General features: G+C 72.2%; 21 protein-coding genes. 10 read left to right on the top strand and 11 right to left on the bottom strand.

Translation table 11 applies throughout. From position 1 onward, the window contains the following. Window positions 1-222: 222 nt before the first annotated feature. Together ACMGFG_RS10125 and ACMGFG_RS10120 are read right to left on the bottom strand one after the other, a co-directional pair. Window positions 223-981 (bottom strand): class I SAM-dependent methyltransferase, encoded by a 759-nt coding sequence (locus tag ACMGFG_RS10125; RefSeq protein ID WP_436930220.1) that lies wholly within the window; start codon window positions 979-981, stop codon window positions 223-225. Between the two features lie 189 nt (window positions 982-1,170). Further along, window positions 1,171-2,073, bottom strand: coding sequence for a DUF7351 domain-containing protein (locus ACMGFG_RS10120; protein WP_436930219.1), 903 nt, complete (start codon window positions 2,071-2,073; stop codon window positions 1,171-1,173). Between the two features lie 203 nt (window positions 2,074-2,276). On the opposite strand from ACMGFG_RS10120, the gene ACMGFG_RS10115 reads away from it, so the two are divergent. From ACMGFG_RS10115 to ACMGFG_RS10100, 4 genes are all read left to right on the top strand, one after another. Beyond that, window positions 2,277-3,305 (top strand): LLM class flavin-dependent oxidoreductase, encoded by a 1,029-nt coding sequence (locus tag ACMGFG_RS10115; RefSeq protein WP_436930218.1) that lies wholly within the window; start codon window positions 2,277-2,279, stop codon window positions 3,303-3,305. 78 nt (window positions 3,306-3,383) lie between these two features. Continuing rightward, window positions 3,384-4,256: a VOC family protein gene (locus tag ACMGFG_RS10110; protein WP_436930217.1), complete on the top strand. Its 873-nt coding sequence runs from the start codon at window positions 3,384-3,386 to the stop codon at window positions 4,254-4,256. Between the two features lie 131 nt (window positions 4,257-4,387). After that, window positions 4,388-4,909, top strand: coding sequence for a DUF5817 domain-containing protein (locus tag ACMGFG_RS10105; RefSeq protein ID WP_436930216.1), 522 nt, complete (start codon window positions 4,388-4,390; stop codon window positions 4,907-4,909). Between the two features lie 64 nt (window positions 4,910-4,973). Then, a complete protein-coding gene (locus ACMGFG_RS10100) occupies window positions 4,974-5,348 on the top strand; it encodes a hypothetical protein (RefSeq protein WP_436930215.1) in 375 nt (124 codons plus the stop codon). Here the strand turns inward: ACMGFG_RS10100 and ACMGFG_RS10095 are convergent. From ACMGFG_RS10095 to ACMGFG_RS10080, 4 genes are all read right to left on the bottom strand, one after another. After that, on the bottom strand, window positions 5,345-5,734 hold the full coding sequence (locus ACMGFG_RS10095) for a hypothetical protein (RefSeq protein WP_436930214.1): 390 nt from the start codon (window positions 5,732-5,734) through the stop codon (window positions 5,345-5,347). The genes ACMGFG_RS10100 and ACMGFG_RS10095 overlap by 4 nt on opposite strands. A gap of 115 nt (window positions 5,735-5,849) precedes the next feature. Next, complete coding sequence (locus ACMGFG_RS10090; protein WP_436930213.1) at window positions 5,850-6,167, bottom strand: hypothetical protein; 318 nt, start codon at window positions 6,165-6,167, stop codon at window positions 5,850-5,852. 184 nt (window positions 6,168-6,351) lie between these two features. Next, entirely contained in the window at window positions 6,352-7,605 is a 1,254-nt protein-coding gene (gene hmgA / locus ACMGFG_RS10085) for a hydroxymethylglutaryl-CoA reductase (NADPH) (RefSeq protein WP_436930212.1), read from the bottom strand. A gap of 127 nt (window positions 7,606-7,732) precedes the next feature. Next, the gene (locus tag ACMGFG_RS10080) at window positions 7,733-8,278 is read right to left on the bottom strand and encodes a GbsR/MarR family transcriptional regulator (RefSeq protein WP_436930211.1); all 546 of its coding nucleotides are present in this window, start codon (window positions 8,276-8,278) and stop codon (window positions 7,733-7,735) included. 107 nt (window positions 8,279-8,385) lie between these two features. On the opposite strand from ACMGFG_RS10080, the gene ACMGFG_RS10075 reads away from it, so the two are divergent. The 5 genes from ACMGFG_RS10075 to ACMGFG_RS10055 all read left to right on the top strand — a co-directional run bounded on the left by ACMGFG_RS10075 (window position 8,386) and on the right by ACMGFG_RS10055 (window position 14,339). Next, window positions 8,386-9,159, top strand: coding sequence for an ABC transporter ATP-binding protein (locus ACMGFG_RS10075; RefSeq protein ID WP_436930210.1), 774 nt, complete (start codon window positions 8,386-8,388; stop codon window positions 9,157-9,159). Next, a complete protein-coding gene (locus ACMGFG_RS10070; RefSeq protein WP_436930209.1) occupies window positions 9,160-9,951 on the top strand; it encodes an ABC transporter permease in 792 nt (263 codons plus the stop codon). It abuts the gene before it with no gap. Continuing rightward, window positions 9,948-10,727, top strand: coding sequence for an ABC transporter permease (locus ACMGFG_RS10065; protein WP_436930208.1), 780 nt, complete (start codon window positions 9,948-9,950; stop codon window positions 10,725-10,727). The genes ACMGFG_RS10070 and ACMGFG_RS10065 overlap by 4 nt, the downstream gene beginning before the upstream one ends. A gap of 470 nt (window positions 10,728-11,197) precedes the next feature. Further along, window positions 11,198-12,787: an amidohydrolase gene (locus tag ACMGFG_RS10060; RefSeq protein WP_436930207.1), complete on the top strand. Its 1,590-nt coding sequence runs from the start codon at window positions 11,198-11,200 to the stop codon at window positions 12,785-12,787. Between the two features lie 85 nt (window positions 12,788-12,872). Next, window positions 12,873-14,339: an MATE family efflux transporter gene (locus ACMGFG_RS10055; protein WP_436930206.1), complete on the top strand. Its 1,467-nt coding sequence runs from the start codon at window positions 12,873-12,875 to the stop codon at window positions 14,337-14,339. On the opposite strand, the gene ACMGFG_RS10050 is transcribed toward ACMGFG_RS10055, so the two are convergent. Both ACMGFG_RS10050 and ACMGFG_RS10045 read right to left on the bottom strand, forming a co-directional pair. Further along, complete coding sequence (locus ACMGFG_RS10050) at window positions 14,340-15,893, bottom strand: hypothetical protein (protein WP_436930205.1); 1,554 nt, start codon at window positions 15,891-15,893, stop codon at window positions 14,340-14,342. A 243-nt stretch (window positions 15,894-16,136) separates the two neighbouring features. Beyond that, window positions 16,137-17,813: a PGF-CTERM sorting domain-containing protein gene (locus ACMGFG_RS10045; protein ID WP_436930204.1), complete on the bottom strand. Its 1,677-nt coding sequence runs from the start codon at window positions 17,811-17,813 to the stop codon at window positions 16,137-16,139. A gap of 216 nt (window positions 17,814-18,029) precedes the next feature. On the opposite strand from ACMGFG_RS10045, the gene ACMGFG_RS10040 reads away from it, so the two are divergent. Then, window positions 18,030-18,815: a DUF7089 family protein gene (locus ACMGFG_RS10040; RefSeq protein WP_436930203.1), complete on the top strand. Its 786-nt coding sequence runs from the start codon at window positions 18,030-18,032 to the stop codon at window positions 18,813-18,815. A gap of 283 nt (window positions 18,816-19,098) precedes the next feature. Here the strand turns inward: ACMGFG_RS10040 and ACMGFG_RS10035 are convergent, their stop codons facing one another. The 3 genes from ACMGFG_RS10035 to ACMGFG_RS10025 form a co-directional block, all read right to left on the bottom strand. Continuing rightward, window positions 19,099-20,163 (bottom strand): aldo/keto reductase, encoded by a 1,065-nt coding sequence (locus ACMGFG_RS10035; protein ID WP_436930202.1) that lies wholly within the window; start codon window positions 20,161-20,163, stop codon window positions 19,099-19,101. Between the two features lie 105 nt (window positions 20,164-20,268). Further along, window positions 20,269-20,523 (bottom strand): hypothetical protein, encoded by a 255-nt coding sequence (locus tag ACMGFG_RS10030; protein WP_436930201.1) that lies wholly within the window; start codon window positions 20,521-20,523, stop codon window positions 20,269-20,271. A 151-nt stretch (window positions 20,524-20,674) separates the two neighbouring features. Next, entirely contained in the window at window positions 20,675-21,640 is a 966-nt protein-coding gene (locus tag ACMGFG_RS10025; protein WP_436930200.1) for a phosphotransferase family protein, read from the bottom strand. Between the last annotated feature and the right edge of the window lie 36 nt (window positions 21,641-21,676).

Here is a 21,676-nt window from a genome sequence, read left to right as displayed (position 1 = left end):
CGACCCCGCGGCGCGGTCCAGCGACGTGATCGGGACGACCGCCGCCGCGAATCGGTGCCCCTGAGAACGGCACCCGGAGCGGGTGAACACCGTCGCTGGCCGGGGGCCGACGACGGTTTCGGGTCCGGCCCCGAGTCTCGGGCCTCGGTCGGAAGCCGGGGGCCGCTCGCCCGCCGTCCGGTGGCTGTCGCGCGACTCGATCCAGGCGGTCCCGTCGAGGAGCTACCGGCGATCCGGTCCCTCGCCGGCGGACCCGGCTGGGCTCGGCCGCGCCGTGACGGTCGTGATGACGCCGAGGAAGGCGGTGGAGGCGGACTCGACGGTCAGCCCCGCCTCGTCGACGAGGGCGAGCGGTTCCTGCGTCCACCGACAGCCCATCTTCTCGTAGTGGGCGTCCGCGCGCCACTCCTGGAACCGCGCGAGCGGACCCACGTCGCTGCGGCCGTGCTCGACGAGGCGGATCTCACCGCCCGGGCGACAGACCCGCTCCATCTCGCGCAGCGCGGCGACGGGGTCGGGGAACGTACACGTCGACAGCGCCGAGACGACCGTGTCGAAGCTGTCGTCGGGGAACTCGAGCGCCTGCGCGTCCATCCGGCGGAGCGTTCCGTCCAGTTCCAGCCCGTCGAGCGTCGCCGCAGCGCTCTCCAGCATCTCCGGGCTGATGTCGATCCCGACGAGGTCGACATCGGCGGGGAGATAGCGGAAGTTCGTCCCGGTGCCGCAGGCGACGTCGAGCACGCGTCCGGTCGCGTCGCCGAACTGCCGGCGGCGGAACCGGCCGGTCACCAGCCGGTCGACCGCCTCGAAGCGGTCGATCCGGTCGGCGTACGTCGCGTAGATGTCCTCGATGTCCCCGGCGGACATCGACCGCTCCCCCGCCGGGTCGTCGGCGACGGGATCGCCGTCGAGCGAGCGGTCGGAGCGGTCGGGGGAGGGCTGTTCGCGGCGACCGACGGGGGCGGTCTCACCTGCGTCCATACCGATCGGTCCCGCCGCTACCGACATAAGTATTATCGAATATTTGATGAATTAACGGCGGCGTTTCAAAACTGTCGTTGAGCGGTCGCCCGGTGTCGACCCCGGTCGGCGGCGACGGCGGGCCGGATCCGGGCGGTTCGGCTCAACGGCGCTTTCGTAATCCGTCCGAGGAGTTCGTGTGGCGGCGGGTCACCTGCGCCGGACGCGCTCGGTCCGCTGGACGGTCGCGGACTCGTCGAGGCGACAGCGGAGCGCGTCGTCCCCGTGGCGCAGGACGACCTCGTACTCGGCGGGGTCGGTGGCGACGCGCTCGGCGGTCCACCGCCCCTCGTAGAGGTGGTCGTTGAACGTCCAGAGCCCGCGGGTCGCGATGTCGACGCCGCGCTCCCGGTGGAAGGCGACCGACGCGGGGTGGTAGGCGACGCCGTAGGTCAGCAGGGCGGTGTACCCGCGCAGACACTCCCGGCAGCGGTCGACGGCCAGCAACGAGTCGGCTTCGGGGAACGGCGACTCGTCGATGTCCCGGACCTCCGTCGACAGTGGTCCGGCGCACTGGGGACAGACGCCCCGGCGGACCTGCGCGTAGTCCATGGCCTGTTTCCGCTCGACGCTCCGGACCAGCTCCTCGCCCTCCAGCGACCGGACCTGTGCCGGCGTCACCGTGTAGTTCGAGACCGGCCGCTCGCAGGCCGTACACTCGACGAGGAAGAACTGGTGGTGGAGCCGTGCCCGGAGCGACCGCTCGCCGCAGAACGGGCACCGCCCGTCGGTCTCGACCGGCTCGAACTCGGGGGGACGCTCGTAGTTCCCCGAGAGGACGAACCGGACGACCCGTTCGCCGGCGTGGGTCAGCGAGTAGCCGCTCTCGCCCTTCCGGAGGAAGGTCCCGGCCAGTTCCCCGAGGTGGTAGGAGAGCTTCGAGGTGTTGTCCACGTCGACGCGGTCGTACACCTCCGAGAACGCCAGTTCGGTGGGCCCCGCGTTCACCTCGTCGAGTTCCGCCTGAGCCCGCGCGACGGCCCGGAGAATCTCGACCCGGGTCTCGTCGGACAGCAGCGCGAACGCGTCCGCGGCGGACCGGTCCGACCCCATCAGTCCCGGTCGCGACCACGACCGCCGGGCGTAAAAAGATTCCAGCGTGCGCGTACCGCGAGGGCGGAACCGCGGACCGAGGCGACGGGCGGTGTCTCGGGAACCAGGACGGTCCGCGGGCGAAGCGTCCCCACTGTCGGGGCCCGCTCCGTTTCGACGCCGGCGACCGCCGGGGTTTTCCCCAGTCGCACCCGAGCGCCCCCATGGAACTGTCCGCCGTCGACCTCTCGCCGGTCCCGGAGGGCGGGACCGCGACCGAGGCGTACGAGCAGACCGTCGAGGCCGCGCGGCAGGCCGAGCGGCTCGGCTACACCCGATTCTGGGTCGCGGAGCACCACGGCCGCGCCGCGACGCTCGCGGGGACGACCCCCGAAGTGCTGCTCGGCCACCTGGCCGCCGAGACCGACGCCATCCGGATCGGGTCGGGTGCAGTCCTGCTCAACCACTACAGCCCGCTGAAGGTCGCCGAGCAGTTCGGCGCCTTGGACGCGCTCGCGCCGGGCCGGGTCGACGCCGGGCTCGGCCGGGCCAACGAGTCGCCGGCGGTCGACCGGGCGCTCGGGACCGACCGCCGCGTCGAGGACCCCGACGCGGACCACCGCGAGAAGGTCGAGGCGGTCGCCTCGCACCTCTACGACGACTTCCCCGGAGACCACCCCTACGCCGACATCGAGATCCCGGGATCCGCCGAGGGGCCGGCCGTCCCGTGGGTGCTCGGGTCGAGTCCGTCGAGCGCCGAGATCGCGGCCGAACTCGGTCTGCCCTACTGCTTCGCGGCGTTCATCCGCCCGGGGTACGCCGTCCGGGCCTTCGAGACCTACCGCGAACAGTTCGAACCCTCGGACCTGGCCGGCGGGGTCGACGAGCCGCGGGGGATCGTCGCCGTCAACGCCGTCTGCGCCGAGACCGACCGGGCGGCCGCGCGGTTGCGCGCGGTCGCCGAGGTGGTCTTCCGCCGGATGGCCCGCGGCGAGGTCGGGACGCCGTCCACCGTCGAAGAAGCGGTCGACGAACTCGGCGGCGTCCCCGAGCCGACGCCGGAGCGGCTCGACGACGGCGAGTGGCCCCGCGCGATCTCCGGGAGCCCGGAGCGGCTGGCCGGGCTACTCGACCAGCTCGCCGACCGCGCCGGCGTCGACGAGGTGATGATCCAGCACGCGGTGCCCGACCACGGGGACGCGCTGCGCTCCCACGAATTGATCGCCGAGGGCGTCGGTCTCTCCGGTCGGTAACCGCGAGGCCGGTCGCCGCTACCCGGTTACATCGGTGTCGCCCGAGATACATACGACCGCGACTCCAACGTTCGAGCCATGGACGACGCTCCCGAGCGCGACGGCCCGGTGATTCCAGCGACCGCCCGGATGGGGCGGACGGCGCTGACCGTCGCGGACCTGGCGGAGACGGTCGCGTTCTACCGCGATGTCGTCGGACTCGCGGTTCAGAGCCGGAGCGAACGGGCGGCGACGCTCGGCGCCGGCGGGCGGCCGCTACTAGAACTGCGCCGGGAGGCGGACGCGCCCCCGAGAGCGCGGGGACAGGCGGGGCTCTTTCACAACGCTTTCCGGGTCCCCGACCGGGCGGCGCTCGGCGCCGCGCTCGACCGGATCCGCGACCGTGGGGCCCTCGACGGCGCATCGGACCACCACGTCAGCGAGGCGCTGTACTGCACCGACCCGGAGGGCAACGGCGTCGAAGTGTACGCGGACAGGCCCCGCGAGGAGTGGCCCCGGGCGGACGACGGCACGGCCGAGATCGGCACGGTCCCGCTCGACCTCGACGCCCTCGCCGGGGAGTCCGACGGCGCCGACGCGGCCCCGCCCGGGACGGACCTGGGCCACGTCCACCTGGAGGTCCCGTCGCTCGACCGGGCGCGGTCGTTCTACGCCGACCGGCTGGGGCTCGGGGTGCAGACGGAGACGCGGGGCGCCGCCTTCCTCGCGGCGGGCGACTACCACCACCACGTCGGCGCCAACACGTGGAACGGCCGGTCCGAGCCCGCGGGCGGCCGCGGGCTGGCGTGGTTCGAGTTCCTGCTGCCCGACGCCGAGGCGGTCGCGACCGCCCGCAGTCGGCTCTCGGCCGCCGACGTTACCGTGACCGACCGCGAGACCGGCTTCGAAGTCGCCGACTCCGACGGGATCGCCGTCCGGTTCCGGGCCGGTTCGGACCCGCCGGAGTCGTAGCCGTCGTCCGGGAGCGAGAACGCACGCCGGCCGGGAACAGCCGCCGCGGTCGGCTGCGGACCGTCGAGGTTCGTTCACTTCCACTCCGCTCACCGAACGTTGATATCGGCGGGGGCGATACTCGGGGGTAGATGTACGCCGTCGTGGGCTGTAGCGACTGTTCGATGCTCTGGGTCGTCGAGGGGCGGCCGGAGACCAGCCAGTGTCCCCGCTGCGGGACGACCCGCCAGTACGAAAAGCGCAAGAAGTTCGTCACGACCGACGAGGAGGACCACGCCCGCGAGGTGCGCGCGTCGATGCTCGCCAACCGGCAGGGTCACGGCGACGCCTTCGCCGAACTCGACTCGTTCACCGAGATGGAGCGCCAGCTCGACGACGCGGGCCCCTCCGACGAGGAGTACCTGGAGGGGTCGGGGCTGGACGCCGACGCGGTCGCCGAAGCGGGCGACCGGACGATGGACTCGGGGGGGTCGAAGAGCCGCAAGGAGCGCGTCCGCGAGGCCGTCCGCGAACTCGACGAGGCGACCGAGGAGGCTGTCGTCGACTACGCCGCCGAGCGCGGCGTCGACGCCGAGTACACCCGGAAGACGCTGGAGAAACTGGTCCGCGCCGGCGAGGCGACCGAGAACCGGGGCGTCTATCGATTGCTGTAGGTACCCTCCAGACTAGTCAACCGAACGGAAAGACACTTGCGGCGGCCGACCCAACCCTCGCTCGATGGATCCCGACTCGCTGCGAGCGCTCGGTCGGCGGTTCTGGTACGCCTGGGGGACGGTGACGCTGGCGAGCATCGCCGCCGTGCTCGCCACGACGGTCGTCGTCGCGCCGGCGGATCCGTGGCTGGTCGCGCTCACGGGGGTACTCGCGGTCGTCTTCGTGGCGCTCGCCACGGTGTCGCAGACGCAGGGCGACAGGCTCGACGCCGCGGGAACGGTCGTCGCGGCCGTCGGCTGGGCGGTCTGGAGCGTCGGCGCGGCAGTCGGGTTCCCCGGCCGGACCTTCTGGACAGGGTGGACGCTCATCGCTGTCGGCGCCGCCGTCGGGCTCTGGGCCGACCACGGCCACCGCGTCCGGGCCGCCGTCGGGGTCTAGCCCCAGACGACGAACAGCAGCGCGAACACCGGGACGGCGACGAAGTAGACCAGCCCGAAGACGAACAGGTTCGTGGGGATCTTCCCCTCCTCTTTCTCCTCGTCGAGCGTCTCGTGGTCGATGGCGTCGTGGAACTGCGCGGGGATGTCCTCGCGGACGGTGGCCCGCGTGCGGAACCGGTCCAGCGGGTCCCACCCCGTGAGCCCGAGCTTCCAGGCCGCCGAGACGATCCAGACGATCCCGAGGACGGGCACGAGAAAGAGGAGCACGAGCCCGACGACCGGGTGGACGACGCCGGCGTCGATCGCGCCCCCGACCAGCGAGACGGTCGCGACCGGCAACACGATCCCCCCGGCCGCCGCGTAGATCGGCGCCCTGTCGTCCATGGTCCGGTACCAGGGAGGCGACGGGCAAAGGCGTTTCTCCGGTGGAACTGGTCGACGGCGGCCACGGAGGAGGCACGGCGGCCACGGGCGGCCGAAAGCGGTGTCGAGCAGCCGCTCAGACCAGGCCGAGCGCCTTCGCGGCGCCTGCGAGGGCGGCCAGCGTCGTCGCCGCGAGCTTCACGAGCCGCATGACCCGGGTCGCGCGGCGCACCGGCGCGTCGGCGTCGTCCCCGTCGTCACACTCGCTGCCGTGATCGGTGGATCCCCCGTGGTCTCCCCCGGGTCCGTCGTTCCCCCTGGGTTCGCCGTTCCCCCTGGTTCCCCGGTTCTTCCCGTCCCCCCGATCCCCGCGGTCCCGACCCTCCCCGTCGTTCGCGGGAGCGCTGCGGTCGGTCGTGCGGACGCTGCGGTCCGCGGTGCTGTTGGTGGGCATGGGTGTGGGCGCGCCCGCCGGGACTCCCGGTCGGACCCACCCGAACTACCGGAGGACGACAGGTAAACGCCAGCCGTCACCGGAGCGGAAGTGAAACCGGGGCCGATACTCCGGACTGAAAAGATCTGTGGCTGTCAGGTACCGATCCCCGTCCGGTGTGTTCGGGGTCGGGGTCGGACCGAGGTCACCGACCGAGTTCCTCGTGGGCGCTGGAGAGGTGCCGGGACGCCAGCGCCGAGACCAGGGAGAGTTCGCCCGCGAGCGCGCCGGCGGCGATGACCTCCGCGAGCGCGTCGGCGTTCGAGCCCACGGGGTCGCCGCCGCCCGCGAACCCCATCACGTCGAGCATCTCCGACTGGGTGGCCAGGTCGGTGCCGCCGCCGACGGTCCCGACCTGCAGGCTGGCGAGGTTGACGCTGGCGTACAGTTCGTCCTTGCGGGCCTCGACGGTGGTGATGCAGTTGGAGCCCTCGACGACGTGGGCCTCGTCCTGGCCGGTGGCGATGAACACGCCGGCGACGACGTTGGCCGCCTGGGCGTTGAACCCCAGGCTCCCCGCCTTGGCGCTGCCGATCAGGTTCTTGCGGGTGTTGGCCTCCTCGATGGCCTCGGGGGTGGTGCCGAAGCGCTCCTCGACGACCTCGCGCGGGATGGTCACGTCCGCGGTGACGGTGTGGCCCCGGCCCTCGACGGCGTTGATGGCGGCAGGTTTCTTGTCGACGCAGAGGTTGCCCGACAGCGCGACGAGGGAGGCGGGGGTCTCCTCCTCGACGACCTCGGCGGCCGCCCGCGTCGCGATGGTCGCCATGTTCATCCCGTTGGCGTCGCCCGTGTCGTAGGAGAAGCGCAGGAACACGGAGTCGCCGACGAGGTAGGGCGTCACCGACTGGAGCCGGCCGTGGTTCGTCGTCGACTCTGCGGCCTCGGCGAGGCGCTGTTCGTTGTCCTCGACCCACTCGGCGACCTCGGCGCCCTCCGCGACGCCGTCGACGCGGAAGACCGGCGCGCGGGTCATCCCGCGCTTGGTGACGCGGGCGGTCGCGCCGCCGGCCGCGGAGATGGCCGAACAGCCCCGGTTGACGCTGGCGACCAGCGCGCCTTCGGTGGTGGCGATGGGGAGGTAGAAGTCGCCGTCGGCGGCCTCGCCGCGGACTTCGACGGGGCCGGCGACGCCGACGGGGAGTTGCGCCCCGCCGACGAGGTTCTCGATGTTCGACTCGGCCGATTCCGCGGCGAACGCGTAGTCGCCGGTCGCCGAGAGGTCGACGCCCGTCTCGCGCTCGACGACCAGCCGGCGGGCGGTCGCCGCGGTCTCGGCGTCGGCGTGGTCGTCGAGTTCGTAGAGCCGCAGGTCGCCGTCGGCGACGCGGTCGGCCAGCGCCTCGGGGTCGGCCCCCCCGTCGGCGCTCGCGTCGCCGGCGTCGGAGTCGTCTGTCATGCCCGGAGCCTCGCGGTCGACGCCCCTAACAGTTGCTGTCGCCGGCGGCGGTCGCGGTCGCCGCCCGTGGCGGTCGCTCCCGGATCACTCGCCGGCGGCGGTCGCGCTCCGCGGTACCGTTCAGTCCTCAGCGGTCGCGGTCGCCGCCGGTGAGCCGCCCGAGCGCCTCGACGAGGCGGTCCAGCGGCTGGCTCGTGAGCAGCGAGACGAGCCGCTCGCTGCGGTCGTAGACCCGCTGGAGTTCGCGGACCTGTTCGAGGTGGTACTGGGCGCGCTCGCCCTCGGCGTCCTCGAGTGCCGCCTCGGCCTCGTCGAGCGCGCGGGTCATGATCCGGATCTCGCGGGTGACTTCCTGGCTCAGGAACTGCTGGAAGACGTACCACAGGTCCGTCTCGGCCTCGAAGAAGGCCTTCTTGCCCTCGCCGGGCAGCGACCGCCGGTGGACGAGGTGGAACCGCTCCAGGGTGTTCATCGCGGTGCTGACCGTCGACTTGGCGTAGCCGCTCTCCGCGACGAGCTCGTCCAGCGAGACCGGCTCGGGCTCGAACAGCAGGATGCCGAACAGCCGCCCGTAGCTGCGCTTGGCGCCGTAGACCTCCGCGCTGCGCTCGACGGCGTCGATGACCGCCGCGCGCGCCGACTCGACCGGGTCCTCGGAGTCTGTGTCGCTCATGTGTCGGTGTGTCCCCGGCGGCCCGCGTTCCGCGGCCGGCCGCCGGCGGCGTGTCTCCACCTCGGGACCCCCAACGCTTAAATCGTTCTATGCAGAATATTTTGTATATGCCGAATATTCCGATAGCAGCAGACGGTGGTACCGTCGAGCCCGGTGACGGCGACGGAGTGGTCCTCCGGGGCAGCGGCATCGAGAAGTCCTACGACTCGCGGCTCCCGTGGGGTCGCGGTGTGGAGGTGTTAGACGGCGTCGACGTGGAGATCCGGGCGGGCGAGATCGTCGGGATCGTCGGCGCCAACGGGTCGGGGAAGTCGACGCTGATGCAGATCCTCGTCGGCGCGCTCGACGCGGACGCGGGGTCGGTCGACCGCTCCGGCCGTGTCGGCTGGTGTCCCCAGGAGTCGCTTTTGTACGACCGGCTGACCGTCGCGGAGACGTTCGACCTGTTCGGCGCCGCGTACGGGCTCTCCGAGGCGGCCGTCGCCGACGCTCGCGAACGGCTCGCCGACCGCCTCGACTTCGAACAGTTCCTCGACTACCAGGTCCGGAACCTCAGCGGCGGCAACCGCCAGAAGGTCAACCTCGCGGTCGCGCTGCTGCACGACCCCGACGTGCTCCTGCTCGACGAACCGTACACCGGCTTCGACTGGGAGACCTACCTCGCGTTCTGGGAGCTCACCGAGGAGCTGACCGACGGCGGGACCGCCATCGCGATCATCTCCCACTTCGTCAGCGAACGCGAGCGCTTCGACCGGATCTACGAACTCCGGGACGGCGACCTCGTCGAGACCGACCCCGAAGCCGGCGGGAGCGGTCGCGCCGCGGCTGACCGCGACGGAAGCGGCGAGGGGTCGGTCGCCGACCCGACGGAGGTGGCGTAGATGGGCGGGGGCGCGAACGCCGCCGGCGACCGGGCGGCCGGCGACTCCACTGCCGGTCGCACCCGCCGCGACCGGCTCGCGACCGGCCTGCTCGCGCACGTCCGGGAGTTCCTCCGGGAACCCGTCCACGTCGTCCTGCTGGTCGCGCTCCCGCCGCTGGTCGTCGAGGGGTACGGCCGCGCGATGGCCTCGTTCCCGGAGTTCCCCTACATGACGACGGTCCCGGCGACGCTCGGCCGGGTCAACGGCGCCGTCTTCGCCGCCGCCTTCCTCGCGGGCCTGATCGGTCTCTTCCAGGTCGTCAGCGCCGTGCAGGCCGACGGCCGCCTCGCGGTCTGTGGCTTCTCCCGCGCCGAGATCTTCGTCTCCCGGCTGGGGACCGTCCTCGCGGTGAGCGTCGGCTCGGCGGCCGTCACGTTCGGCGCGCTGTGGTGGCGCGTCGACGTGGCCGCGCCCGCGGCCGCCTTCGGGGCGCTGGCGCTCGCGGCGCTGACCTACGGCCTCATCGGCGTGCTCGTCGGGACCGTCCTCCCGCGCGAACTGGAGGGGTCGCTCGTACTCGTGTTCGTCGCGGACTTCGACGACTTCCTCGCCAGCGGGATCGTCGACGTGGACTCCCCCGTCGTGAACCTCCTCCCGCTGCACTACCCCCACGCCCTCTTCCGGTCGGCCGTGCTGGAGGGGTCGGTCCCGACCGACGACGTGCTGGCGGGGCTGGCGTACCTCGCGGTCCTGTTCGCGCTCGTCCTCGGCGCCTACGTCCGCGTCGCGAACAGGGGTGAGGGCGCGTGAGCGTCGACGGCGCCCCCGGGTCGTCGGCCGCTTCCGGGAGCCGGCGCTCGACCGCGCTGGCCGCCTTCGCGAGCGGCGTCCGCGAGTACGCCCGCACGCCGGTCCTGCTGGCCCTGTTCGTCTTCCTCCCCGCCTACCTGATCGGCGCGTTCACCCGGCTGGTGCCCGCGACGACCGCACCGCTGGACGTGCCGGGGAGCGGGACCCAGACCGTCGAGCTGGCGAGCGTCTACGCGGTGTTCATGGTCCCGCTCGTCGGCGCGCTCGTCGGCGCGCTGGCCGGGGTGTTCCTGATGCAGACGGCCCGCGACGCCGACGCCCGCCTCGTCGTCGCGGGCGCGAACCCGGCATCGGTTCTGCTCGCCCGGTTCGGCCTGCTGGCCGTCGTCGGGACCGTCGTCGCCGGCGTCTCCGTGGGGACGGCCGCGACCGTCTTCGTCCCCGAACGGCCGCTCGTCCTCGCCGGCGCGACCCTGCTGGCCGCCCTCGTCTACGGCCTGCTCGGCGTGCTCGCCGGGCTCGTCGTCGACCGGCTGGCCGGCGTCTACCTCGCGCTGTTCGGCACGATGCTCGATATCTTCCTCGTCCAGAACCCGCTGGCGGACCCGCCCGAGTATGCCCGCCTCCTCCCCGGCCACGCGCCCGTCGAACTCGCTGTCGACGCCGGTTTCTCGACCGAGATCGCGCTGTCGACTGCCGGTGAGGGTGCCGCCTACCTGCTCGTCGTCGGCGTCGTAACTGCCCTCGCACTGTACGGCTCGATGCGCGTCTCGTGAGCGGGTGTTCGGGATATCGGTGTACATCGGGCGCCTGTCACCGCCGGGATGTCCGGCACGATTGAAGCGATCGCAAGCAGCGTGAAAGCCCCCGATTGCTCCGGTCGCGCGGCTTGCTGCGCGCCTCGCTCGCTCCGCTCGCTACGGTGCTTGCGGCGCCGTGCTTCCCGGAGCAATCCGCCCCTTTCATTCCCACCCGCATAGACCGACGACCAAGTCTGTGCGGGTGGGAATGAAAGGGGCGACGCGTTCGACGACGGCGGGCGACGAAAGCACCACAGGCCCCGAAGACGAGCGAAGCGAGTCTTCGGCGGTCGAGGAGCACAGCGAGCCCCCCGAGTCGAACGCGTCGGGGCTTTCACGCTGTTCGCGGTCGCAGTCGAGGGAGACTCACGGAGCCAGTTCCATTTCGACACTCGACACACCCGACCGCCCGAACGCTTACCAACGACACCGCCGCAGTTCTGACCATGACAGCGGCCGCGGACCTGGTGCTCACGAACGCGGAGATACACACGCTGACCGACCCCGACGAGACCGCCGAGGCCCTCGCGGTCCGGGACGGCCGGATCGTCGCGGTCGGGTCGGCCTTCGACGTGGACCACCTCGCGGGCGTCGAGACGACGGTTCGGGACTGCGGGGGACGGGTCGTTCTCCCCGGCTTCGTCGACGCCCACACCCACCTGCCGATGGTCGGGCGGCGGCTGGTCAACGCCGACCTCTCGGCGGCCGACTCGCCCGAGGAGGCGGTCGACCTGCTCGCGGCCCGCGCCGGCGAACTCGACGCCGCGGACGGTCCGGACCGGGAGTGGGTGCTGGGCTTCGGCTACGACGAGAGCGTGTGGGACGACGACCGATATCTCACCGCCGCGGATCTGGACGGGGTGGACACCGACCGGCCGGTCGCCGCCGTCCGCGAGGACATGCACCTCGCGTCGCTCGACACGAGGGCGCTCGACCGCCTGCGCGACGGGATGCCCGACTCCGACGTGCAGACCCGGGCGGGCGAACCGACGGGGGTCGTCGTCGAGGACGCCCTCGACGAACTCTGGGCCGCTATCGAACCCGACCGGCTCGCGATGCGGCGAGCGGTTCACGCCGCCACCGAACGGGCCACGGAACTCGGCGTCGCCGGCGTCCACGACATGGTGCGACGCTCGGAGGCGCCGGCAGTCTACCGCGAACTCGACCGGGTGGGCGAACTCCCGATCCGGGTACGGCTCAACTACTGGAGCGACCACCTCGACGCGGTCGAGGAACTCGGCCTCCGGACCAACCACGGCAGCGACCGCGTCCGGACGGGGGCGATCAAGACCTACACCGACGGCTCCATCGGCGGCCGCACTGCGAAGCTCTCCGAGCCGTACGCCGACAGTGAGCGCGCGGACGGCGACTCCGGAGAAACCGCCGAGGAGAACCGCGGCCAGTGGGTCGTCGACCCGGCGGAGCTCCGCGATATCGTCGCCCGCGCGGCGGCGGCGGACCTGCAGGTGGCCGTCCACGCCATCGGCGACGAGGCGGTCCGCGAGACGCTGGACGCCCTCGAATCCGCCGACGGCGCCCGCCACCGGATCGAACACGCCGAGGTGCTGACCGACGACCTGGTCGACCGACTCGCCGCGAGCGACGTCGTCGCGTCGATGCAGCCGAACTTCCTGAAGTGGGCCCGCGAGGACGGCCTCTACGCCGACCGCCTCGGCGACGAACGGCGGCTGACGTCGAACCGGTTCGGCGACCTCCTCGACGCGGGCGCGGCCCTGGCGTTCGGGAGCGACTGCATGCCGCTGGACCCGCTGTTCGGCGTCGAACAGGCCGTCACGGCGCCCGACGACCGCCAGCGGCTCTCGGTCACCGAAGCGTTGCGAGCGTACACGAGCGGCGCCGCCCACGCGGGTTTCGACGAGGACCGCCTCGGCACCGTCGAGGAGGGCAAACTTGCCGATCTGGTCGTCCTCGACCGGTCGCCGTGGGCCGTCGACCCCGGCGAGGTCGCCGACATCGACGTGCGGACGACGGTGGTCGGCGGCGAGGTCGTCTTCGACCGGGGCGGCGCGAAGTGAGCCGTCGTCCGGCGCGAACCGGCGGACGGCCCGGCGGTTCCGGAACCCAAAGCTAGAGGGGCAGTCGGTCCCTGCGAACGGGCACATGGCCGTCCGCCAGCGGGTCCGGGACGCCCTCTTCGTCTTTCCGGCGCTCCTGGACAGGTTCGGGATCGCGGACCGCGAGAAGTCCGGCGAGGCGTTCGACCTGGCGCTGCCGGTGATGGTCACCGGCGCGCTGCGGGTGCTGTTGCGCGTCGCCGACTTCCTGATGGTCGGGATCGCGCTGGGCGACGCCGCCATCGCGGGCCTCGAACTGGGCTTCCAGTACTACTTCATCGGCTTCGGCCTCTCGCTGGCGGTCTCCTCGGGGACGATCAGCGTCGTCTCGCGGCTCCAGGGCGCCGATCGGCCCGACCGGGCGGACCTGGCGGTCAAGCAGTCGCTGTGGCTGGCGCTGGCGATATCGCTGCCGCTGACGGCCGTCGCGTGGGTCTACGCCGAGCCGCTGGTCGGGCTGCTGACGGACGACGCCGCGGCCATCGACTACGGGGCGACGTACCTGTCGATCGTGATGCTGTCGATGGCGCCGCGGTTCTGGTCGATGGTCGCCTCGCGGGCGCTGGCCGGCAGCGCCGACACGCGGACGCCGATGTACGTCCGGCTGACGACGCTGCCGACCAACGTCGTCCTCAACGCCGCGCTCATCTTCGGCCTCGGGCCGGCGCCGGAACTGGGCATCGCCGGCGCCGCCATCGGGACGGCCGTCGCCAACGCGCTCGCGGCCGCGGTCTTCCTCGCGCTGCTGGTCTCGGGCGACTACGCCGTCGCGCTCCCGCTCGGCGGCCGACAGCTCGACCTCGGGCTCGGCAAGGAGATCCTCCGCGTCGGCGTCCCGCTGTCGGGGATGCGCCTGCTGCAGACGTTCGGCCGGTTCCCCTTCCTGTTCATCCTCGGCCAGCTCGGCGTCGGCGCGGTCGCCGCCTACGCCATCGGGCGCCGCGTAATGTTGCTGGCGTTGATGCCCGCGTGGGGCTACTCGACGGCGGCGTCGACGCTCGTCGGCCAGTACGTCGGCTCGGGCGACGACGAGAACGCCGCCGAGTACGGCTGGCAGACGCTGCGGATCGCGCTGGCCACCCAGCTGCTCGTCGCCGCGGTCCTCGTCGCTGCGGCCCGGCCGGTCGCCGTCGCCTTCGGCACGAACGAGGTCGACCTGACGGTGCAGTTCATCCGGGTGTTCGGCCTCGCCGTCGCCGGGTTCTCCGTCTCGCGGACGATGCGCGGCAGCCTCCGCGGCGCCGGCGACACCCGCTGGCCGCTCTACGGCACGGTACTCGGCACCTACGTCGTCCGGCTCCCGGTCGCGTCGCTGGCGCTACCCGCGGGGTTCGCCGTCACCGTCCTCGGGGTGTCGGTCCCGCTCGGGGCGAGCATGGGATACACCGCAGTCTTCGCGGCCATCGTCGCGGACTTCTACGTGAAGGCGGCGGTCAACACCGGCCGCTTCCGGTCAGGCAAGTGGCGCGACGTGGCCCGCGCCTCCGGCGTCGGCGCCGGCGCCGACGACTGATCAGTCGTCGCGGTAGCGTTCGTACAGCGCCGTCCCGCTCAGCGCCGCCAGGGCCGCACCGACGCCGAAGCCGGGTCCGTCGCCCGAGGTTGTCCCCGTCGGGTCCGTCCCCGACGACGCCCCGTCGTCCGTGGGTTCGGGCGTCGCGGTCGGTGTGGGCGAGGGCATCGCTGTGGGTGTCGGCGACGGGGTCGCGGTCGGCGTGGGCGTCGGCGTGGGCGTCGCCGTCGGCGTGGGCGTCGCCGTCGGCGAGGCCGTCGCGGTCGACGACGGGGTGTCGGTCTCGGGCCCCGTCGCCGTGACCCGCGGGGCGTCCTCGCCGCCGAGTTTGACGAGCCACGCCTCGCTCCGGGGGTCGGCGCTCCGGGACTGGTACTGCGTGACCCCCGCGAAGGCGACGCCGCCGTCGCCCGTCGCGATCAGGTCGCGGACGTTGTTGATCGCTCCGACCGAGACCGTCCGGCTCCAGTTCCCGTCCAGTTCCCCGTCGAGTTCGCCGACCACACCGACTGCCGCCTGGCTGGTCGCGGACTCGGTGCCCTGGCCCGCGACGACGACCCCGTCGTCGGTCGTCGCCACGGCGGTGAACAGCGTCAGCGGGCTGGGCGACAGTCGACGGGTCGCCTGCCCCTCGCCGCTCCCGTCGACCGAGAGCACCCAGCCGTCGGCCGTCTCGAAGGTACTGTTCGCCGCGTAGCCGGCCGCGACGTAGCCGTCGCCGTCGGCCGCGAGGTCGACCAGCTGGTTCTGCGCGAGGGGGTCGCCGTCGGTCGGCGCGGTGAACGCCTCGCGCCACTGGATCTCGTCGTCGGCGTCGGCGCGGAACAGGACCGACCGGACCGACGCCCCGTCGCCCGACGACTGGACGACCGCCACACCCACGTACCCGTCGCCGTCGGGCACGACGCGCAGGATCTCGGACTGCTCGTCGGTCAACAGCCGCGTCCGCGACCGCTCCTCGCCGTCGGCCCCGACCCTGAGGACGAGCCCGCTCGCCGAGCGGTTCCGGACGCTCGCACCGGCGACCAGGTAGCCGTCGCCGGTGGCGATCGCGTCGCGCGCGAGCAGGCGCCCGCTCGACTCGCCGTCGGTGTCCACCTCGTAGGTCTCCCACCACTGTATCTCCCCGTCTGGACCCGTCCGGACGAGCGAACCCGTGCCGGACTGGACGTGGAAGCCGACCAGCGCGTAGCCGTCGCCGTCGACGGCCGGGATGTGCGTCTGGAACCGCGGCGGGTCGTGGTCCTCGCTCTCGACCGTCGCCATCCACTCCCCCTCCCCGCTCGTCGCGTCCGTGCCGAACAGCCACCCCGGGATCCCCGACGCCTGCGCCCCCGACTGGCCCAGCACGACGTACCGGTCGCCGTCCTCGACCACCGAGGTCGCGGCGTTGTACGTGGCGTCGGAGTACGTCCGGTTCCAGCGCAGCGGCAACTCGTCGGCGCCGCCCGCACCGTCGCGCGGCGACGCCCCGGCTGTCCCCCCGAGTGCGACGCCGGCGGCCACCAGTCCGGCACCGGTCAGCACCCGTCGTCTCGACAGACCATCTGTCATACAGTCGTCAGTCGCGGCGGCCCGGTCATAAATGGCCCCCATTCGGCGGCGATACCGGCCGGTCCGAGCGGGGTCGGCCCGGCGGACAAACGGGGGCTTTAGGTCGGTGGCCGCGGAATCGCCGCCCATGAGCTACGCGACGAAGTTCACGCTCGGGACGATCGGCATCGCCGCACTGCTCGCGCTCGCGCTCGTCGTCGTCTTCCTGTCGTAAGCGGCGTCCGGCGGGCCCGTCGCGGCGGGTCACTCCCCGTCGGTCGACCCACCTCGCAGCCGGGCCAGTAGCGCGCTCCCGCCCAGCGCCGCCAGCGTCGCGCCGACGCCGAAGCCGGGGCCGTCCTCGGAGGCGGTCGTCGACCGCTCGGCCGGCGCCGGTTCGGCCGTTTCGGCCGACGCCGGGGTGGTGTCCGGGGCGGGCGTGTCCGTCGGCGGCGCGTCAGTCGGCGTGTCCGTCGGCGGCGCGTCAGTCGGCGTGTCCGTCGGCGTCTGTGTCGGCCAGGGGGTCGGCGTCGGCGACGGTGTGGCGGTCGGCGTCGGAGACTCCGTGGCCGTGGGAGTCGGCGTGGCCGTGGGAGTCGGCGTCGGCGTGGCCGTGGGAGTCGGCGTCGGCGTGGCCGTGGGAGTCGGCGTCGGGGTCGCGGTCGGCGTGGGGGTGGCCGTCGGCGTCTCCGCCGGGTCGCCACCGGCTTTGATCGCGAACACGTCTCCGACGGACTCGGCGGTGTAGCGGTTACCGACGAGGACGACGCCGCCGTCGGTCGTCGCAACTGCATCGCTGACTTCCGCGTAGCCCTCGACGACGTCGGTCAGTTCCCAGTTCTCCGAGAGCGAGGTGTCACAGCCCCGGATCCACGGTTTCGTCGTATCGGTCCCGGAACCAGGATAGCTGTTGCCGACGAGTACGTACTCGCCGTCGCGCTCGACGGCTTCGACCACGTACCCGTCGGTGTCGCCGGGCCGGAACACCGAACTGTGTCGTTTCTGGCCGTCGGCGTCGGTCGCCAGGGCCCAGCCGCGGTATCCCTGTTCGTCGGACGCCACGGTGACGTAGCCGACGAAGAGGTACCCGTCGTCGACTTCGGTCGCCGCGAGCAACCACTGCTGGTCGACGGTCTCGTCGTCGAGTTGCTCGCCGTAGGTTTGTGCCCACTCGTGGTCGCCGCCGTCGTCGAGTTTTACGATGTACCCCTCCTGTGACCCCGCGGACTCGTCGTAGCTGCGGTCGTAGGCCGTCCCCGACGCGATGTACCCACTGTCCTCGGTCCGTTCGAATCCGGTTACGAGCGTGTACGAGTACTGGTCGAGGCGTTCCTGCCAGTCCGGTTCGCCGTCCGGTTCGATACCTTTGATCCACGTGTTCGGGTTCTCGATCGCCGAACCGTACCCGGCCAGTACCGCGCCGCCGCCGTCGTCCGGAGCCACGCCGGTCGGGAGGAACGAATCGTACGGCGGGTCGTACGGCCGTTCCCAGACCACTTCCCCGTCCGCGTCCGTGTGCATGAGCGCCGGCCGAGCCGTCGCGTCGTCCTCGCCGGGGTTCTCCGTGCGTTCGCCGGCGAAAAAGCGACCCCCGTCGGTTCCAGCGACTGTATCGACCGTCAGAAACTGTCCGTCGACGGCCCGTGTCCAGGTTGAGTGGGTCCCGCCGTGATTCGAATCGACCGTGACTGACCAGGGGTCGACGGCCTCGTAGTCTTTCCCAGTGTAGCCATCGACTCGGATGCGTCCGTCCGAAACGGACACCGTCTCGGCCACCGGAACCCCCTGCCCGCCGATCGCTCTGTTCCACCGCACCGGCGGTGCCTCGTCCTGGTTCCCCCGGGCGGCCGCCGAACGGGTCCCCAGCTTCGTCGTGATACCCCCCGACAGCGCGGCGCCCCCTGCCAGCAGGACGCCCCGCCGCGAAACGTCGTCGACCATACACCCCCGCTTGGCCCCGTCATCTGTCTTAAATGTTCGCGCCCCGACCCGGGGAGCGCGGTCCCGGCGGTCGACTCGGCCGACCGGCCGATCGGGAACCGATGGGGTTTACCCCGGACGGCCCCTGCCGACGGACATGACCACCTCGCCGAGCCTCGCGCCGGTCGCCGACGGATGTCGCCCGCCGGAGGCCCTCTTCTCGGGAGGGCGTCGCTGATGTTCAGCGAACGTGACCTCCAGCCCGAGCTGGCGGCCGTCCGCGACGAGCACGCGCCCGGCGCCGTCGTCCTCGACTGCGCGCGGGACTTCGAGACGCTGCCGGCCGCCCAGGCCGAGGACCTGGCGCTGGTCACCGACGCCTTCGACCCCCGCTCGTACCCCGAGGCGTGGCTCCCGGCGGACGCGCCCGAACTGCTCCGCCGCTACGCGAGCGACGAACTAACCGTCGGCGCGCCCGGGGACGGCGGCGTCGCCTGGACCCGCCAGACCGAGCCGCCGGTCGTCCTCGTCAAGCCCCGCCTGGAGGGGTCGCCCGACGCCTTCGTCGACTTCCTCGTCGCCGAGGCGCTCGTCCAGGTCGGCCTCGACCGCCCGGAGCACTTCCTCGGGTTCTTCGGCGAGCGATACCGCGATCTCGCCGCGGCCGCCGAGGACCGACTCGACCCGACGGGCACCTACCAGCTGGCCGCCGCCGTCTACGACGCCTACCTCGGCCTGCACACCCGCGAGACCTTCGCCGGCTGGGCCGACGACCACCCCGACCTGTTCGACGCCTGGGTCGACGCCGGCGAGCGGCTCGAACCCCGGCTCGACGACCTCTCGACGGAACTCGCCCGCGGCGAGACGGGCTTCGGCGACGCCGCCGAACTCGCCTGCGCCGCCGTCAAACACGGAACGGAACCCCCCACGCCGTTCGGCGCGCTCGACACCGACGCCTACCGCGAGTACGGCGCCGACTACGCCGTCGAGTGGGCCGAGAAGACCTTCGACCGGCTGGAGTGACGACCCCGCTCTCGCTGCCGTCCGCATACACCTCCGTTTCGCGTGGAACTAACTCACACACCCTCGCGATCGAAAACCGGGGGACTGCGACCGTGTGACGGGCGTCTGACGGAGCGGAGTGAAAGTGAAATTCGTGCCGGGTAATCGCAAGACGTGGGCGGGGTTCGAGTCGAAACGAGGGGGTTCGTCGGAAATCGAGCGATAGCGGCGGTTTGAGGTGAAACGAGGGGGTTCGTCGATCTGGTGTCGAAAGGGAGGTTCGGGCGCCGGGCGCGATCGCGCGTCAGTCCCCGGCGGCCTGCTTGTCGACGCCCTCGAGGTCGGCGCCGCCGACCGACGAGCGCAGCGCGTCCATGCCGTCGTCGCGGTCGATGCCGAAGTTCTCCTGATACAGCTCCTCGACGCGCTCCATCTCCGCCTCCGAGAGTGGCGGCACGTCGGCGGCGCCGGCCCACTCGTCGATGTCGTCGGTCGTGCGGAACGTCGGCGTGACCGACGCCACCTCGTCGTGGCCGAGCAACCAGCGGATCGACGCCTGGCCCATCGTCCGGGTGCCCTCGGCGTGGTCCGGATCTTCGAGGAACCGCAGCGCGTCGACCTTCTCCCAGCCCGTCTCGTACCACTCGTCGGGCCGATGGGCGCGGTGGTCGCCCTCGCCGAGTTCCGTGTCGGGGGTGACCTGCTCGTTCAGCAGGCCCGAGGAGTGGGGCACCCGCGGGATGACGCTCGTCTCGGCGTCGAGCTCGCGGATGGTCTCGATGGTGTGCCGACCCGGCGTCTGCTCGAAGACGTTGAACACCAGTTGCACCGCGTCGAAGCCCTCCTCGACGGCCTTCTCGGCCTCGGCGAGCCAGCCGATCGAGGGGCCCAGCGCCCAGCCGACCGAGTCGACGCGGCCGGACTCCTCGAGCGAATCGAGCGTCTCCAGCACGTCCGCGTCGACCTCGTCGACGTTGGCGTTGTGGAGCATCAGGTGGTCGACGTACTCCATGTCGAGCCGGTCGAGCGAGCGGTCCAGAGCGGTCTCGACCCACTCGGGGTCGATCCGCTTGGGGAGCTCGCCGTGGCCGGCCTGGGGGTTGTTGTAGAAGTCGTAGCCGACCTTCGTGGAGATCGTGACCTCGTCGCGGTACTCGCCGAGCGCCTCGCCGACCAGCCCCTCGCTGTCGCCGTGGCCGTACACGTCGCCGGTGTCGAAGTAGGTGATGCCGCGGTCGACCGCGTGGTGGAGCATCTCGACCGCCTGCTCGCGCGTGCGGTCGCCCCACCAGTCGGTGCCGACGACCCACGCGCCGAAACCGACCTCGCTGACTTCGACGCCCGAATCGCCGAGTTCGCGCTGGTTCATGCCCGCGGATTGGGCGTCGTCGCACTTAGCCGCCGCGGTTGCGCGCCGATGGCCGAGAACTGTCCACGGGGACCGCGACGGTCGGGTCGTCCGGACCTGGTCCGGTCAGTCGCTGGCGGTCTGAGGCTGGACGGCCGCCGAGTCGGCCCGCCGGTAGTAGGTCGCGCCGGGCTCGTCCGCGCCCACGGTGTCGACGTGACCGTACTCCTCGAGCTGGTCGAGGTGCGGCTCCAGCGCGTCGTAGGTGACCGTCACGTCGGCGGTGTACGCGAGCTGCCGCCGGATCGCGGTCGTGTCCGCCCTGGCCCGCTCGTCCAGGAACTCGAGGATCTCCCGCTGGATCTCGTAGAGGTGTGTCATTACCAGCAGTGTGGACACACGGGCTTATAAGCACCCTCTGAGTCGGGTTCGAGTAAAGAATTGGATCGGATCGGGGAAAGTCGACGACAGCGGACGGATCGCCCGTTCGCGGCGGCCGAGCGCGGCCTCCCGTTCGGCGATTCGCCGGCCGTCACCGGAGCGCGTCGAGACAGTCGTCCAGTTCGGCTTCGAGTCGCTCGGCCGCCTCGGCCGGCGTCCGGTCGACGTGCTCGACGTGTCTGTCAAAGAACCCCGCCGTCCCGAGCAGCCGGACCGCGTCGTACACCGGCGCGCGCTCCGCGTGGCCGTCCGGGAGGGCGCCGGCCCGCCGCCGGTAGCCGTCGCGGAACGCCGCGACGAGGCGTTCGCCGGCGGCGTCGCCCGCGTCGGCCAGCCGGTCCTCGACCCGGTGGAGCTCCCGGGCGGGGTCGCCGACGTGGGTGAGCTCCCAGTCGATGAACCCGACCGCGCTCTCCGTGCGGAAGACGTTCGGCATGGCGGCGTCGCCGTGGACGAGGGCGGCCGGCGCGCGGTCGAGCACCGCGGCGTTCGCCCGGACCGCCTCGACCACCTCGTCGAAGTAGTGGTCGTACCGGTCGGTCGAGGCCAGCCGTCGCTCCCGCTCGATCACGGCGACCAGCGTCCCCGTCCACGAGTCGGTCTCGACGGTGAGTCCCCCGGCGTCGCCGCCGACGACCCGCCCGTGGCGGTCGAACTCCAGGGCGTGGATCTCGGCGAGCGCGGCGCCGACACGCTCGATCTCCGCCGCGCGCTCGTCGGTCGACCAGTCGGCCCAGGGCCGGTGGAAGTTCGCACCGTCCATCGGCGCCGTGGCGAGGTAGGGCGTCGAGGCCGCGGTCCCCGCCGCGAGTATCGTCGGGACCGCCACGTCGCAGTGTGTCGCCACGTACGGGATCACCGCCCGCTCGGTGGCGATCCGCGAGCCATCGCCGTCGACCGCGACCTTCAGGAAGGCCGCGTCGCCGTCGGCGAACTCCACGCGGACGGTCCGGTTCGCGTCGTTCCAGGACGGTCCCGTCCCCGACCGCTCCGCGACCGCTCGACCCGGGAACGCCTCGTCGAGGGCGGCTTCGACCGCCGCCGTTCCGTCGGCCATCGTTGCCACCCCGTTCCCGCGGCCCGGGTTTGAGCG

The organism is Halosimplex halobium, assembly GCF_051414055.1.
Taxonomy (GTDB): domain Archaea; phylum Halobacteriota; class Halobacteria; order Halobacteriales; family Haloarculaceae; genus Halosimplex; species Halosimplex halobium.
This window is presented reverse-complemented; position numbering and strand designations above follow the sequence as displayed.

What these genes read in the sequence shown, in the direction of transcription:
- ACMGFG_RS10125 (WP_436930220.1), bottom strand. Translation starts at nt 981, where the DNA reads ATGGACGCAGGTGAGACCGCCCCCGTCGGTCGCCGCGAACAGCCCTCC.
- ACMGFG_RS10120 (WP_436930219.1), bottom strand. Translation starts at nt 2,073, where the DNA reads ATGGGGTCGGACCGGTCCGCCGCGGACGCGTTCGCGCTGCTGTCCGAC.
- ACMGFG_RS10115 (WP_436930218.1), top strand. Translation starts at nt 2,277, where the DNA reads ATGGAACTGTCCGCCGTCGACCTCTCGCCGGTCCCGGAGGGCGGGACC.
- ACMGFG_RS10110 (WP_436930217.1), top strand. Translation starts at nt 3,384, where the DNA reads ATGGACGACGCTCCCGAGCGCGACGGCCCGGTGATTCCAGCGACCGCC.
- ACMGFG_RS10105 (WP_436930216.1), top strand. Translation starts at nt 4,388, where the DNA reads ATGTACGCCGTCGTGGGCTGTAGCGACTGTTCGATGCTCTGGGTCGTC.
- ACMGFG_RS10100 (WP_436930215.1), top strand. Translation starts at nt 4,974, where the DNA reads ATGGATCCCGACTCGCTGCGAGCGCTCGGTCGGCGGTTCTGGTACGCC.
- ACMGFG_RS10095 (WP_436930214.1), bottom strand. Translation starts at nt 5,734, where the DNA reads ATGGACGACAGGGCGCCGATCTACGCGGCGGCCGGGGGGATCGTGTTG.
- ACMGFG_RS10090 (WP_436930213.1), bottom strand. Translation starts at nt 6,167, where the DNA reads ATGCCCACCAACAGCACCGCGGACCGCAGCGTCCGCACGACCGACCGC.
- hmgA (WP_436930212.1), bottom strand. Translation starts at nt 7,605, where the DNA reads ATGACAGACGACTCCGACGCCGGCGACGCGAGCGCCGACGGGGGGGCC.
- ACMGFG_RS10080 (WP_436930211.1), bottom strand. Translation starts at nt 8,278, where the DNA reads ATGAGCGACACAGACTCCGAGGACCCGGTCGAGTCGGCGCGCGCGGCG.
- ACMGFG_RS10075 (WP_436930210.1), top strand. Translation starts at nt 8,386, where the DNA reads ATGCCGAATATTCCGATAGCAGCAGACGGTGGTACCGTCGAGCCCGGT.
- ACMGFG_RS10070 (WP_436930209.1), top strand. Translation starts at nt 9,160, where the DNA reads ATGGGCGGGGGCGCGAACGCCGCCGGCGACCGGGCGGCCGGCGACTCC.
- ACMGFG_RS10060 (WP_436930207.1), top strand. Translation starts at nt 11,198, where the DNA reads ATGACAGCGGCCGCGGACCTGGTGCTCACGAACGCGGAGATACACACG.
- ACMGFG_RS10055 (WP_436930206.1), top strand. Translation starts at nt 12,873, where the DNA reads ATGGCCGTCCGCCAGCGGGTCCGGGACGCCCTCTTCGTCTTTCCGGCG.
- ACMGFG_RS10050 (WP_436930205.1), bottom strand. Translation starts at nt 15,893, where the DNA reads ATGACAGATGGTCTGTCGAGACGACGGGTGCTGACCGGTGCCGGACTG.
- ACMGFG_RS10045 (WP_436930204.1), bottom strand. Translation starts at nt 17,813, where the DNA reads ATGGTCGACGACGTTTCGCGGCGGGGCGTCCTGCTGGCAGGGGGCGCC.
- ACMGFG_RS10040 (WP_436930203.1), top strand. Translation starts at nt 18,030, where the DNA reads ATGTTCAGCGAACGTGACCTCCAGCCCGAGCTGGCGGCCGTCCGCGAC.
- ACMGFG_RS10035 (WP_436930202.1), bottom strand. Translation starts at nt 20,163, where the DNA reads ATGAACCAGCGCGAACTCGGCGATTCGGGCGTCGAAGTCAGCGAGGTC.
- ACMGFG_RS10030 (WP_436930201.1), bottom strand. Translation starts at nt 20,523, where the DNA reads ATGACACACCTCTACGAGATCCAGCGGGAGATCCTCGAGTTCCTGGAC.
- ACMGFG_RS10025 (WP_436930200.1), bottom strand. Translation starts at nt 21,640, where the DNA reads ATGGCCGACGGAACGGCGGCGGTCGAAGCCGCCCTCGACGAGGCGTTC.